The 12,768-nt window shown below is 72.4% G+C and carries 16 protein-coding genes and 1 pseudogene; 8 read left to right on the top strand and 9 right to left on the bottom strand.

Features of this window, described 5'->3' with window-relative positions:
- Positions 1–35 precede the first annotated feature (35 nt).
- From KME79_RS05955 to KME79_RS46170, 3 genes and pseudogenes are all read left to right on the top strand, one after another.
- Positions 36–530 carry a winged helix-turn-helix transcriptional regulator gene (locus KME79_RS05955; protein ID WP_219543605.1) on the top strand — a complete coding sequence of 165 codons (495 nt, stop codon included), beginning with the start codon at positions 36–38 and terminating at the stop codon, positions 528–530.
- A gap of 58 nt (positions 531–588) precedes the next feature.
- Positions 589–675: pseudogene (locus KME79_RS47375) on the top strand (hypothetical protein); the annotation flags it as partial.
- Between the two features lie 43 nt (positions 676–718).
- Positions 719–853 carry a hypothetical protein gene (locus KME79_RS46170; protein WP_281429302.1) on the top strand — a complete coding sequence of 45 codons (135 nt, stop codon included), beginning with the start codon at positions 719–721 and terminating at the stop codon, positions 851–853.
- Between the two features lie 4 nt (positions 854–857).
- Here the strand turns inward: KME79_RS46170 and KME79_RS05950 are convergent, their stop codons facing one another.
- Positions 858–1,502, bottom strand: a complete 645-nt coding sequence (locus KME79_RS05950) for a TetR/AcrR family transcriptional regulator (RefSeq protein WP_219543604.1) — start codon at positions 1,500–1,502, stop codon at positions 858–860.
- 95 nt (positions 1,503–1,597) lie between these two features.
- On the opposite strand from KME79_RS05950, the gene KME79_RS05945 reads away from it, so the two are divergent.
- On the top strand, positions 1,598–2,401 hold the full coding sequence (locus tag KME79_RS05945; RefSeq protein WP_219543603.1) for an alpha/beta fold hydrolase: 804 nt from the start codon (positions 1,598–1,600) through the stop codon (positions 2,399–2,401).
- An 11-nt stretch (positions 2,402–2,412) separates the two neighbouring features.
- Here KME79_RS05945 and KME79_RS05940 read toward each other — a convergent pair whose 3' ends face one another.
- Complete coding sequence (locus tag KME79_RS05940; RefSeq protein ID WP_148037048.1) at positions 2,413–2,850, bottom strand: acyl-CoA thioesterase; 438 nt, start codon at positions 2,848–2,850, stop codon at positions 2,413–2,415.
- Positions 2,851–3,483: a TetR/AcrR family transcriptional regulator gene (locus KME79_RS05935; RefSeq protein ID WP_219543602.1), complete on the bottom strand. Its 633-nt coding sequence runs from the start codon at positions 3,481–3,483 to the stop codon at positions 2,851–2,853.
- 118 nt (positions 3,484–3,601) lie between these two features.
- Between KME79_RS05935 and KME79_RS05930 the strand changes: the two genes are divergently transcribed.
- Positions 3,602–3,787 (top strand): hypothetical protein, encoded by a 186-nt coding sequence (locus KME79_RS05930; RefSeq protein ID WP_148037050.1) that lies wholly within the window; start codon positions 3,602–3,604, stop codon positions 3,785–3,787.
- Between the two features lie 28 nt (positions 3,788–3,815).
- On the opposite strand, the gene KME79_RS05925 is transcribed toward KME79_RS05930, so the two are convergent.
- From KME79_RS05925 to KME79_RS05905, 5 genes are all read right to left on the bottom strand, one after another.
- Positions 3,816–4,550, bottom strand: coding sequence for a hypothetical protein (locus KME79_RS05925; RefSeq protein WP_219543600.1), 735 nt, complete (start codon positions 4,548–4,550; stop codon positions 3,816–3,818).
- Between the two features lie 87 nt (positions 4,551–4,637).
- Positions 4,638–5,471, bottom strand: a complete 834-nt coding sequence (locus KME79_RS05920) for an LLM class flavin-dependent oxidoreductase (protein WP_308248806.1) — start codon at positions 5,469–5,471, stop codon at positions 4,638–4,640.
- Complete coding sequence (locus tag KME79_RS05915) at positions 5,468–6,328, bottom strand: GNAT family N-acetyltransferase (RefSeq protein WP_219543599.1); 861 nt, start codon at positions 6,326–6,328, stop codon at positions 5,468–5,470. The genes KME79_RS05920 and KME79_RS05915 overlap by 4 nt, the downstream gene beginning before the upstream one ends.
- Before the next feature lie 47 nt (positions 6,329–6,375).
- On the bottom strand, positions 6,376–6,723 hold the full coding sequence (locus KME79_RS05910) for an STAS domain-containing protein (protein WP_219543598.1): 348 nt from the start codon (positions 6,721–6,723) through the stop codon (positions 6,376–6,378).
- Between the two features lie 33 nt (positions 6,724–6,756).
- Entirely contained in the window at positions 6,757–8,199 is a 1,443-nt protein-coding gene (locus KME79_RS05905) for an LCP family protein (protein WP_219543597.1), read from the bottom strand.
- 27 nt (positions 8,200–8,226) lie between these two features.
- Between KME79_RS05905 and KME79_RS05900 the strand changes: the two genes are divergently transcribed.
- Complete coding sequence (locus KME79_RS05900) at positions 8,227–9,297, top strand: glycosyltransferase family 2 protein (RefSeq protein WP_504739472.1); 1,071 nt, start codon at positions 8,227–8,229, stop codon at positions 9,295–9,297.
- A gap of 37 nt (positions 9,298–9,334) precedes the next feature.
- Here the strand turns inward: KME79_RS05900 and KME79_RS05895 are convergent, their stop codons facing one another.
- A complete protein-coding gene (locus KME79_RS05895) occupies positions 9,335–10,582 on the bottom strand; it encodes a bifunctional cytidylyltransferase/SDR family oxidoreductase (protein WP_219543595.1) in 1,248 nt (415 codons plus the stop codon).
- A 95-nt stretch (positions 10,583–10,677) separates the two neighbouring features.
- Between KME79_RS05895 and KME79_RS46165 the strand changes: the two genes are divergently transcribed.
- Positions 10,678–12,120: a CDP-alcohol phosphatidyltransferase family protein gene (locus KME79_RS46165; RefSeq protein WP_219543594.1), complete on the top strand. Its 1,443-nt coding sequence runs from the start codon at positions 10,678–10,680 to the stop codon at positions 12,118–12,120.
- The gene (locus KME79_RS46160) at positions 12,117–12,740 is read left to right on the top strand and encodes a DUF5941 domain-containing protein (protein ID WP_219543593.1); all 624 of its coding nucleotides are present in this window, start codon (positions 12,117–12,119) and stop codon (positions 12,738–12,740) included. The genes KME79_RS46165 and KME79_RS46160 overlap by 4 nt, the downstream gene beginning before the upstream one ends.
- The last annotated feature ends 28 nt before the right edge of the window (positions 12,741–12,768 follow it).

The following is a 12,768-nucleotide window of genomic DNA, read 5'->3' as shown; positions in this document are numbered from 1 at the left end:
GTAACCAGCAGAATCGTCGAGCATCATGAAATGTCATGGAAGACGGCACTTCTGAGTCCCTCGGTCACTGCGGGGATACCGGCGACGACTACGACGTTCTCCAGTGGGACACCCGGGAGGACTGCGAGGTCCGGCAGATCCTCGACCGCGTCGCGGACAAATGGTCGCTGTTGGTGATCGCCCTGCTCGACCGGCGCAGCCTGCGCTTCACCGAGCTGCGCCGCATGATCGACGGGGTCAGCCAGCGCATGCTCACCCGTACGCTGCGGCACCTGGAACGCGACGGACTGGTCAGCAGGACCGTGCACCCGACCGTCCCGCCGCGCGTCGACTACGAGCTCACCTCGCTCGGCACGACCCTGCACTCCACCATCCGCGAGCTGGTCACCTGGACGGAGACGCACCAGAACGAGATCGCCGCCGCCCGCACCGCCTACGACGCCCGCGTGCTCGCCGAGAAGCGGGCGGCTGAGGCGGAGGCCGCCGACCGGGCCGAGATCGCCCGCACCGCCCTGGCGAGCACCCGCTGACGGCGCGGACCCCGGGAAAAGAGGTTGCGGGCCGGCATCGGCGTGGGGAGGCTGATGGCTGCGGGCGGAAGCGGAGGCGGCCCGGGAGCTGGCGGGCCGGACGCGGTTCCGTACGCCCGAGCCCGTCGCGCTGGGTGAGCCGGGGGCGGGCTATCCGCTGCCGTGGGCGGTGCAGACGTGGCTGCCCGGTGTCGTGGCCATGGGAGCGGGGCCGGGCGTGGGCGTTCCAGCAGGCGATGGGCGCGGTCTGGTACTACGCGGAGACCAACCGGGCCATGAGCCGGATGGGCCGCCGCACCCTGGACCGCGTCCTGGGCGGCTGAGCCGTCAGCCGTAGGCCGCGAGGAACACCTCCACCGCCTGGCCGGCGATGCTCTCCAGCTCCTCGGCCGCGGGACCGGCGGGGGTGCCGGCGAACATCACCTGGTTCATCGGCTTGTACATGACCAGCCCGGCGAACTGGTAGGCGGCCAGCGTCGGGTCAGGCAGGTTCCGCAGCAGCCCGCGGCCCTCCAGGCGGCGCAGCGTCTCGCCCAGCATCACCAGCGACTCGTGGAAACCGTGCTCGAACCACGCCCCGGAGATGTCGGGGAACCGGTCGGCCTCGGCGATGACCAGGCGGCGCAGCCGCAGGACGTCCGGCTGGGTGAGGTTGGCGAGGAGGGCGCGGGCCAGGTCGTGCAGGGCCTGGCGCGCGTCGGTGGCCCGGTCGAGGTCGGTCGCGACCTGCCTGAAGCCGTCCATGAGCTGGGCTGTGGTGCCGAGGATGATCTCGGTGAAGAGGTGCTTCTTGTCCGCGAACTGCTTGTAGACGGTCTGCTTGGACACCGCGGCCTTGGCGGCCACCTCGTCCATGCTCGCTCCGAGGTAGCCGTTCTGCAGGAACACCTCGGTGGCCGCGTCCAGGATCGCGCGCCGCTTCCTGGCCGTGCGACCGGTCTCGGGCCCGGCGCCGCTCTGCTGTGGGTCCACAACACCTCCTTAGGGCTAGGCAGGGATAGTACTGGACAGTTCCGTACGGAAGATAGTACTGTACCGTCCAGTTCCGAAAATGAAGGAGAGTAACCATGGGCACGGTCCGCTCGAAGGACGGCACCATCATCGCTTTCGACGCTGTGGGCGAGGGTCAGCCGCTGGTCATGGTCGACGGCGCCACCTCCCACCGCGCCGTCAACCCGCTGGGCGCCGAGGTCGGGGAGCTGCTGCGCGACGGGTTCCGCACCTACACCTACGACCGGCGCGGGCGCGGCCAGAGCACCGACACCGCCCCGTACGCGACGGAGCGCGAGATCGAGGACCTCGCGGCGATCATCGCCGACGCCGGAGGGCCCGCCATCGTCTGCGGATTCTCCTCAGGCGCGGCCCTGGCCCTCGACGCCGCGGTGGCCGGGCTGCCGATCAGCCGGCTGGTGGTATGGGAGCCGCCGTTCATCATCGACGACACCCGCCCGCCCCTGCCGCCGGACTATGTCGAGCGGCTCGACGAGGCGATCGCCCAGGGCCGTCCCGGCGACGCGGCGGCGCTGTTCTGCACCGCGGCGGTCGGCATGCCCGCCGAGGTCGTCGACGGTTTCCGGCAGAGCCCGTCCTGGGCGGCCGTCGAGGAGGTCGCGCACACGATCGCCTACGACGGCCGGTTCGTGGCGTCCGCGATGGCGGGCAATCCGCTGGACCAGGACCGCTGGGCCGCGGTCGACGTCCCCGTCCTGGCCATGCACGGCGACGGCACCGATCCGTCGCTGATGGTCGGCGCCCGCGCCGTCGCCGAGCTGCTGCCGACCGCCACGCTGCAGGTCGTCAAGGGGGAGCAGCACAGCGTGGCCGCCGACGTGCTCGCCCCGGTGCTCAGGCGGTTCGCCGAGACCGGCTGACGCGACGGACGTCAGCCCGCCGCCACCGGCAGGAACAGGGGCCCGGCGGCGGCGCGGCTCTCGTCGCTGATGGGCGTGGGGCGGAACGTGACCGGGTCGAGGTTGACGTTGGCGCGGTAGCCCTCGGCGTGGGTGATCTCATGATCGGGGGACAGCACGAGGAAGCCGTAGACCACGCTGCTGCGCCCCATGCGCTCGATCCAGAGACGCACCGCCAGCTCGCCCGCCCCCATGACGGGCGCCTCATAGGAGATCTTGAACTCACGCACGGCGAAGGACACGTCCTTGAACGCCGAGGTGGCAGGATCGGGCGACCAGCCGAGCCTGGTCCAGTAGGCGCCGATCGCCCGCTCCACCAGCAGGGCGTAGCGCGAGTTGTGCAACAGGCCCATGACGTCGAGGTCGTCGAAGTGGACGTGGACGGACTCGTAGTGTCCTTCGTCGGTCATTCAATCCTCCGGTAGCAGTGCGGGGTCGGGGCAGAGGGCGCGCAGCCTCTGCAGGACGGCGCGGCGGGCGTGCTCGACGGCCCGGTGGTCGTCGAGCAGGCGGGTGTGGGTGACGGCCAGCTCGCCGAGGGCCTCGATCTCGTACGCGAGTTGCCCGGGATCGACGTCGGGCCGGAGCTCGCCCAGCGAGATCGCTTCGGCGACGAGCCTCCGGATGAACGCCAGCCAGTCGCGCAGCGCCCGGGAGACGCGTTCGCGCACCTCTCCCGGCCGGTCGTCGAACTCGGTCTGCGCCGCCAGGAAGAAGCACCCGCCGGGCAGCACCCGGTCGGCGTAGAAGCGCAGCCGCAGCTCGTGCAGCGCGAACAGCCTCCGGACGCCCGCCGGCGCGCGCAGCGCGGGAGAGATGATCTGCTCGGTCCACTGGCGGGCCGCCCAGTCGACGGCGTCGAGCTGGAGCTGCTCCTTGTCGCGCCAGTGGGCGAAGAAGCCCGACTTGCTGATGCCGAGCGTGGTGGCCAGCCGGCCGAGCGAGAGCCCGTCGAGGCCCTCCACGGAGGCCAGGCTCACGGCCTGATCGAGGATCGCCTCCCGGCTCCGCTGGCCGCGCAGCCGGCGGCCGTCGTGTGTCATACCGGCAGACTATATGAACGACCGGTCGTTTACCTAATCAGGTCTTCCTCCTGTTAAACCGGGCTGATGGTGGATAAGGAGGAAACGACGGTAAAGACACTGATCAAGGGAGATGCGCATGCTGCGTCGGAGGAGTCACAGGTCGATGCTCGCGGCCGCCGCGATGGTGGCCGTGCTCGGGTTGACCGGCGCCTGCGGAGGCGGTGGCGACGACGGCGACGACGACCCGGATGTCGTCAACACCAACCAGCAGAACGACGACCAGGACGACGGCCAGGACGACAACGACCAGGACGGCGACTGACCCGGGAGCCGGGAGCACGGCCGCCGGGTCAACCAACCCCCTTGATCCGGATATTTCCGGATTCGCTTCTGGCGACGATCGTCCGATCGCTCCTGGCGCTCTTCAGCTCGGAGCGTTCGGACCCCTCGGCGGACTCGGCGGTGATCGCGTACTTCTCGCGCGGCACCGCCACCGTCACCCCGCCCTCTCGCGACCGGGCGTCCAGCCTGACGGGCGCGACGGCGAAGGCCAGCGCGATCGAGCCGCTCACCGTCCGGGCCCGCACGTCGGCCGACCTGAGGCCCGAGCCCTTGATCGGCTCCTCGCCGCCCAGGAGGCGCAGCCTGCCCGACGTCCCCTCGGCCGTGATGGGACCGCGGGTCGAGACGTCCGCATCCTGGTCGAGGTTCTTCAGGATGACGCCGTCGTCGGAGCCGTCGACCACGAGCCTCGTCCCCGGCGGCACCCGTACGTGGTAGCGGGCGCCGCAGGTGCCGAACACCATGGTGCAGTCGGCGCTCAGCCGGAGCACGCCCCCTCGGAACGACCAGGAGGCGTTGCCGTCGCTGGCCGCCTTCCCCTCCAGCCACCGGTCGACCCGGACCTCGCCGGCCGTGCCCGGCAGGAAGCGCAGGCCGCCCACGGAGGACTTGACGACCAGCGTCGCCCCTGAATGGGCGAACGCCCGCGCGGAGTGCGTCTCGGTGTCGTCGAAGGTCGCGCCGCAACCGGCGAGCCCGGCCATCCCGGCGATCACCGCTGCCACTGTCAAGGTCCGCTTCATGCTTCCGATCGTGGCCGGGGCGCCGGTGGGCGCGGATCAGCCTTCCGGCCGATCGCCGTCCGCCTTTCGGCCAGATCCCGGTACGGGTCAGAGCGCGGTGAGAAGGGCCTCCACGTGGGGGACCGGGTCGGCGGCCACCGGGCGGACCAGCACCGTGCCGGCGCCCGCCGACCACAGGGCCCTGACGTGCGCCGCGGCCTCCTCGGCGGTGCCGACGGCGCTCGCCACCTCCTCCGGCGCCACGCCCAGGAACTCGGCCTGGCCTTCGGCCACGTGGCCGGGGAAGCCCGGCCCGACGTGCAGGTAGGTGAAGGCGGCCAGCTCGTGGTCACCGGCGGGGGAGATCTGGCCGAGCGCCTGCCTGACCTGGTCGGGACCGAGGCCCTCGGGCAGGATCGTGCCCTGCGCCACCCGCCCGGACAGGGCCAGCGAGCGGGGACCCTTGACGCCCGCCAGCACCGGCGGGACCTCGCGCGGCGGGTGCACCAGCGACAGCCCGTCCAGCTGGACCGACCGGCCCGCCATGGTGACCGTCTCGCCCCTCAGCAGCGCCCGTACGGAGGTGATCGTCTCCTCCAGGAGGGCCAGCGGCGACGGCGGCGCGGCCCCCGCCTGGGCCATCCACGCCGGCACCCCGTGGCCGATCCCGGCGGCCAGCCTGCCGGGGTGCAGCCGGGCCAGGTTGGCCAGCTCCATGGCCAGCAGCATCGGGTTGCGCAGCGGGGCCGGGGCGATGCCGATGCCGACGCGCAGCCGGGAGGTGACGGCCAGGGCGGTGGCGGCGGAGGAGACGCCGCCGGTCCAGCCCAGGTCCTCGACCACCCACAGGTCGTCCACCCGGTCCAGGGCGTCGAGCGCCCGCGCCACCGGCACGAGCCGCTCCGGCGGCAGATCCCGGTCGAAGATCACACCAAGTCTCACGAGGACATCCCATCACGGAGTCGCCAGTAGTAGCGGTGGAGGCGGCCGGCCTCGGAGTATCCGGCCCGCAGGAACGCCGCCGCGGTCGGGGCGTTGGCCACGTCGGTGGCGGCCACGACGCGCTGGACCCCGGCCTCGGCGAGCGTGCGGGTGCCGTGGGCCAGCAGGTCGTCGACGTAGCCGTGGCCGCGGTGCTCCGGCACCACCCCGATGTAGGCGATCGAGTGGTCGTCGGGCGCGACCAGGCCGACCGGCTCGCCGTCCAGACAGCCGATCACGAACCAGCCGGGCTTGCCCTTGCGGTTCATCAGGTCGTCGTACATCCAGCGCGCCTCGTGCTCGGCCCCCGCCGTCGCCAGCTCCACCCGCGTGTCGTGGTCGAGCGACCCGTACGAGATGCGCACCAGCAGGTCGAGCACCGCGGCCGGGTCGAGCTCCCTGGCCGGGCGGTAGGTCAGCCGGCCGGGGTCGGCGGGCAGGTCGCCGCCTGGCCGCCATTCGAGCAGCAGCCGCTCGACCTCCAGCGCGAACCCGGCGCCGGTCAGCGACTCGTGCTCGACCGCACGGTCGATGAGCGGCGACAGGCCGGACGGCAGCGAGATGTCATGGATGACCTTCTGCACGCCGGCGGCGGCGAGGGCGCGGCGCAGCAGGCGCGAGGCGGCGGCCGGGTCGGGGCCGGCCGTGAACTGCCAGACGATCATCGGCTCCGCGCCGGCGAAGGGCGCCCAGAACGCCAGCCGGACGGGCCCGTCAGCGAAACACCACTCCGGCCGGGTCCTGCCCTCGTCGTGGGCGGCCACGAGCTGGGACCGCGCGGGCTCGGGGAACTCCTCGAACAACGCCAATGCCTCCACAGGAGAACCGCAGGGACGATGACATCGTCTCGCATCCCGGGGCGGGGCTACGCCGCGGCGGCGAGCGCCGCCTGGGCGTCCGTGAGCGAGGGGCTCGTCTCGAAGTGGCGGTCGAGGTTGGTGATCGTCAGCAGGTGGCTGATCATGCCCCCCTGGAGGACCAGGATCAGCCTGCCGCCGGTGCGCCGCGCGTGGTTGTGCGTCGAGACCAGCACGCCCAGCCCCACCGAGTCGCAGAACGGCACCTCGCTCAGATCCATCACGAGCATGAGCGGGCCGGGGGAGGACAGGACCGGCTCCAGCTCGGCGCGGAGCCGGGGAGCGCCCGCCACGTCGAGCTCCCCCGAGACGCGCAGGACCGTGCAGAGTTCCTCCTGCCAAGACCTGACAATCATGGGGAAAGGGTGCCCTCTTGGCTGACTGTTAACCTATTTCTTGCAGATGTTCTGCGTTGCCGTTTCCGCAGATGGGGAAGCGCTCGGCCGCGCCGACGGCGTCGTCGAGGCCTTGGGCTTGGCCACCTTCGGCTGGTCGGCGCCGATGACGACCTCGATCTCCTTGACATCCGCCTTCCGCAGGTCGGACCCGGGGATGGCGGCGGCGACCGTGCGGGCAGCGGCCTCCTGGCCGGGGCCGTAGCGCACCACGGTCTTCTTGTGGTCCTTGCGCGCGGTGTTGCCGGCGTCCTCGGGCACCCGGAAGCCGTAGGCGACCAGCGCGGTGCGCGTCCGGGCGCCGAGCCCGGTGATCAGCGTGCCGTTGAGCACCTTGACCGAGATCTCCTGCGGCGGGACGGACGCCGGCCCGGCCGAGGCCTTGGCCGAGGGGCTCGCCTTGGGGGTGGGCTTGATCAGGTCCTGGTCGGCCTCGATGGCCCGGAACAGCTCACGCGCCTTCTGCTTGTCCCACAGCACCGCCGACTCGCCCGTGGAGGTGCGGAAGTCGACGTCTTCCAGCGGCACGTCGGCGAACTGCACGTTGTCGAGCTTGACGTCCCGCAGCTGGGTGGCCAGCCCGAGCAGCCCGTCGTCGGGGTCGACCTTGATCGTGCCGAGCGTGGTGTTGACGAACGAGGCCAGCTTGGCCGGGTTGGCCAGCGTGTCCGCGCTCAGCGCCCGGTTCAGCAGGGCCGAGATCACCTGCTGCTGCCGGTCGATCCGGTCGAGGTCGGAGCGGGCGGTGGCGCGGGTGCGGGCGTAACCCAGCGCCTGCGCGCCCTGCAGCTCGTGGGTGCCGGCGGTGAGGTTGAGACCGGTCTTCGGGTCGTTGATCGGCACGGGCGTGCAGACGGTGACGCCGCCGAGCGAGTCGACCACGTCGATGAAGCCCAGCACGTTGACCTCGATGTACCGGTTGATCTTCAGGCCGGTGGCCTGCTGCACGGCCTGCACGGTGAGCTTCGGGCCGCCGAACTGGTAGGCCGAGTTGATCTTGTGATCGCCCTTGCCGGGGATCGTCGTCCAGGTGTCGCGCGGCAGGCTCACCACGGTGATCCGGCTGTGGTCCTCCGACAGGTGGATCACCATCATGGTGTCGGTGCGCTGGCCCGACTCGCGGCCGAGCTTGAGCTCGTTCTGCTTCTTGCGGGTGAGGTCGTCGCGCTTGTCGACGCCCACCAGCAGGATGTTCTCCGCCCCGCGCGGCGCGGTCTCCTCGACCCCCGCGTCGACCGTGCCGATCTGGCGCGGCGTCGCCCACACCACGCCGGTGCCGATCAGGACGCCCGTGGACAGCAGGCCCGCGAGGACCGCGTTGCGCCGCCGCACCCTGGCGCTCCTGCGCGGCCTGCGCCGCCCGCCGGCGAGCTTGACGCCGCCGTAGGCGTCGCCGCCCACGATCACCCCGGCGTCCTCCTCGCCTGGGTCGCGCATGACCGTCCCCCTCCGTGCCGCCGGAGGATTGCGCTCTCGATTGCCGTCCTCCCGTGGTCGTACAGTAGCGTGAGCCCCGCCATGAAGCAGTTCCCCGACTCGCCGCACGCGCCAGCGGAGACGCGTGGCTGGCCCCCCATCTCCGTCGTCATGCCGGTCCTCAACGAGGAACGCCATCTCCGCGAAGCCGTCGACCAGGTGCTCGCCCAGCACTACCCGGGTGAGATCGAGGTCGTCCTCGCCGTCGGTCCGTCACACGACCGCACGCAAGAGGTCGCCGACGCCATCGCCGCCGCCGACCGCCGGGTGACCGTCGTGCCCAACCCCACGGGCCGCACACCCAACGCGCTCAACGCCGCCATCGCCGCCTCCCGCAACGGCATCATCGCCAGGGTCGACGGCCACGCCATGCTCCCGCCCGACTACCTGCGGGTGGCGGTCGAGACCCTGTACGAGACAGGAGCCGACAACGTCGGCGGCGTGATGGCGGCCGAGGGCGTCAGCCCGTTCGAGCAGGCTGTCGCGTGCGCGATGACCTCCAAGATCGGCGTGGGCGCGGCGGCCTTCCACGTCGGCGGCACGGCCGGGCCCGCCGACACGGTCTACCTCGGCGTGTTCAGGCGCTCCGCGCTGGCCCGGGTGGGCGGCTACGACGAGCACTTCCAGCGCGCCCAGGACTGGGAGATGAACCACCGCATCCGCCAGACCGGCGGCCTGGTGTGGTTCCAGCCGCGGATGCGGGTCTCCTACCGGCCCCGGCCCAACGTCAAGGCGCTCGCCAAGCAGTACTTCCACTACGGCAGATGGCGCAGGGTGGTGGCCCGCACCCACGAGGGCACGATCAACCTGCGCTACCTCGCGCCACCGGCCGCCGTGCTGGCCATCCTGCTCGGGCTGGTGGTCGCGCCGTTCTTCCCCCTGGGGCTGATCGTCCCGGGCGGATACGCCGCGGCCATCGTGGCGGGTTCGGCGCTGACCGGAAGCGGGCTGGCCTGGTCGGCCAGGCTGCGGCTGCCTGTGGTGTACGCGACCATGCACATGTCATGGGGCTGGGGCTTCCTCACCAGCCCTCGAAAACTGGCCCGCCCACCCCGCTGACGCCACGCACCGTTCCGTACGGTGCGTGAGCGTGGGATCAGCCTTCCATGACCTGTCCGGTCAGGCCGGAGGCGAGCGCGTCCAGGCAGGTCCGCGCCGTCCGGTGGGGGTCGGTCGTGAGGACCGCGTTGACGCGGACGTCGTCGGCTGCCCACTCGGCGGCCAGGGCTCGGGCCAGCTCGGCGGTCGCCGCACGGGCCGGGGCGGCGACGCTGCCGTCGCCGCCGCCTGCCTGGAGGACGAGCGTGCCGCCGGTCTCGCGCAGGAGCGGGTACGCGGCCCTGGCGACGTTCGCCGCCCCGAGGCAGGCCAGGGCCAGGGCTTCCGCGTCGGCCGCCGCGAGCGAACCGGGGCGCGGCCCCGCGAGGTGGATGACGTGGTGCACCGGGCCCGCCTCGGCCAGGGCCTTGGCCGCCTGCTCCTCCGTACGGGCCAGATCCGCGGGGAAGCACCGCACCACCGCGCCGTATCCGGACGCCAGGGCGGCGAGGACGGCGCCGTCGCCGAACACCGCGACCGTGCGGCCGGAGAGGACCCGCCGGTAGTCGGGCGGGGCGGGCGCGGGCGTGCCGGCGGCGGCCAGGCGCAGCAGCTGGTCGGCGATGGACAGGTCGATCGGGTGGGTGACCTTCATGTTGCGCTCGCTCCCCGGCACCAGGTAGATCGGCACCTCCGGCAGGTAACGCAGCACCACGCCGCAGTCGTCGGTCGCCTGCCGGGTGGCGAAGCCGGGATCGGCCATCGCCCGCCGGTACGCCTCGCGGATCACCGACAGCCGGAACGCCTGGGGCGTCTGCGCCCGCCGCAGCCGCGACCGGTCCAGCACCTCGCGCACGATGTCGTCCTCGGCCACCAGCACCGTGTCGGAGCTGGGGATCGCCACCTCGACGGCTTCGTACGTCTCCAGGGCGCGGACACAGTCGGTGATGATCCGGGGCTCCAGCAGCGGCCGCACGGCGTCGTGCAGGAGCACGTTGCACTCCCGCTCCCCCACCGCCTGAAGGGCCCGCCAGGTGCTCTCGGTCCGGCTCGCCCCGCCCTCGACGATCGCGGTCACCTTGCCGAAACCGCACCGCCGCACCAGCTCGCGCACCGGCTCCACGAACCCCGGCGTCATCAGCACGACCACCTCGTCGACGTCGGGAGAGGCGTCGAACAGCTCGATCGTGTGCTCCAGGATCGTCCGCCCGGCCAGCTTGATGAGCTGCTTCGGCTCACTGTGGCCGACACGCTGGCCGATGCCCCCCGCGAGCACCACGCCGATGGAGGGCAGCCGAGAAATCATAGTTCGAGGGTAACGGTACTGGTCCGTGCTATCGCGTGGCCCGATCGCTACGCTGTGTGCCACGCGCTCCCTCATCAAACGGGAGGACCCGCGCCTTGACCGACTCGCTCACCGAGAGCGGCACGATCGTGCTGCTCGCCACGACACCGGCGGCCCGGCTCGGCTGCCGCGAGGGCACGCTCACCGACCGGCTCGCGGACCAGCTCGCGACCCTGCCCGCCCGCGAGGTCCAGGTGCTGACGTCGGCCGGCGGGCTCGCCGCCGACCTGCGCATGGTGGCCAAGCTGGCGCGCGTGGCGTCGGGGCCGGTCGCCCTGCTGCCCGGCGACCTGGTGGCCCACACGGAGGCGCTGGCCGTACTGCTGGAGCACCCGGCGCGCGACACGCGGGCGCTGGTCGACGGCGAGGCCGCGGCGGGGCCGACGCGGCCGCCGCTCCGCGTCGAGGGCGGGCGGATCACCGCGGCGGGCAGCTCGTTCCACACCGTGCCGGAGGCCAACGCCGCGTTCGCCGGCGGGCTGCAGGCCGGCGAGGCCGACCTGGGCGTGCTCGCCGAGGTCGCGGAGGAGCTGGCGGAGCTGGCGGAGTCGGGCAGGCTCGGCCCCGTCACCCCTGTCGAGACCGTCGACCTGCTGCTGGTCGGGCTTGTCAGATCGGGGGTGCCGGTGCGCACGGCGGCGCTCGGGCCGCTCCACTGCGTGCGGCCCACCGGCCAGGCATCCGCCGACGCCGCGATCGAGCGGCTCGCGGAGGTGGACGAGGACCAGGTCCGCCTCGACGGCGCGGTGAAGTCCGACGACGGCTTCTTCACTTCGTACCTCGTCTCGCCCTTGACCCGCCACCTGATCAGGCCCGCGCACGCGCTCAAGCTCACCCCGAACGCCGTCACCGGCGTCTCGGTCGCCGTGGCCGTGCTGGCGGCGGTCTGGTTCTCCGAGGGCGGCAGGGTCGCGCTGGTGGCCGGGGCCCTGCTCTTCTACCTGTCGTTCGCGCTCGACTGCCTGGACGGCCAGCTCGCGCGCTACACGCGCGGGTACACGCCGCTCGGCGCGTGGGCCGACGGGATGGCCGACCGGTTCAAGGAGTACGCGGTCTACGTGGGGCTGGCCTACGGCTACATGGCCACGCACGCGTACGGCGGCGGCAACCCCGACGGCATCTGGTTCCTCGCCGTCGCCGCCATGATGCTGCAGGCCGTCCGCCACTCGCTCCAGTTCGCGTACGCCGGATCCGTGTGGGACGCCGGCCAGACCGGCGCGCTGCCTGCCAGGCCATCGCGCTCGCTGCTGGAGCCGTCCGACGCCGGGCGCCGACGCCCTCGGCAGGGTCTGCTCAGGATCGCCCAGCGGGTGCGTCACGGCTCCGCGGTCCACTGGCTGCGCAGGATGGTCGTGCTGCCCATCGGGGAGCGTACGGCGCTGATCGCGGTCACGGCCGCGGTGTCCGACGCCCGGGTCACGTTCGTGGCGCTGCTCGGTTGGGGCGCGGTGGCCGCCGCCTACCAGCTCGTCGGCCGGATGATGAGGTCTGCTGAATGAGCTCTGTCCACATGGTGCCGGTGCCCCGGGGCAAGGTCGTGGCCTACCGCGACGACGGGCCGCTCTCGCGCGGCATGGGCATGCTCGTGGCCGGGCAGCTCCCGCCGTTGCCGCCGCTCGTCGCCGCCGCCTTCGTCATCGGGATCCTGCTGCTGATGGGGGTGGCGGGGGCCGGCGGGCTGGCGGTGTTCGCGCCGCTCGTCACGCTGCTGCTGGCCGGGCCGGGCAGCTCCCATCCGCACGACGGCCGGCTCGACTGGATGGCGCCGCCGATCCTGCGCGGGATCGAGTACGCCTTCATCGCCGCCTGCGGCTTCGCCCACGGCGTGCCCCCGGTGCTGATCTTCCTGCTGCTCGGGGCGGCCGCCTTCCACCATTACGACCTGGTCTACCGGCTGCGTCAGCAGGTCTACCCGCCGCCCTGGCTGGCCGCGCTCGGCCTCGGCTGGGAGGGGCGGATGCTGGTGCTCGGCCTGTTCGCCCTCGTGGGCTGGGTGACCGGCGGATTCGTGCTGCTGGCGGTGTATCTGTGGGGCGCTTTCGGGTGGGAGAGCCTCACGTGCTGGCTCGCCGCGCCCAGGACCGGGGTACGCACGGCGGACACGGGAACGCAAGACTAACGGCGGATTACCCTCACGAGGCCGAAAG

Source organism: Nonomuraea harbinensis (genome assembly GCF_019396385.1).
Classification (GTDB): domain Bacteria; phylum Actinomycetota; class Actinomycetes; order Streptosporangiales; family Streptosporangiaceae; genus Nonomuraea; species Nonomuraea ferruginea.
Note: the sequence above shows the minus strand (reverse complement) of the source record. Positions and strands in the feature narration are given on the sequence as shown.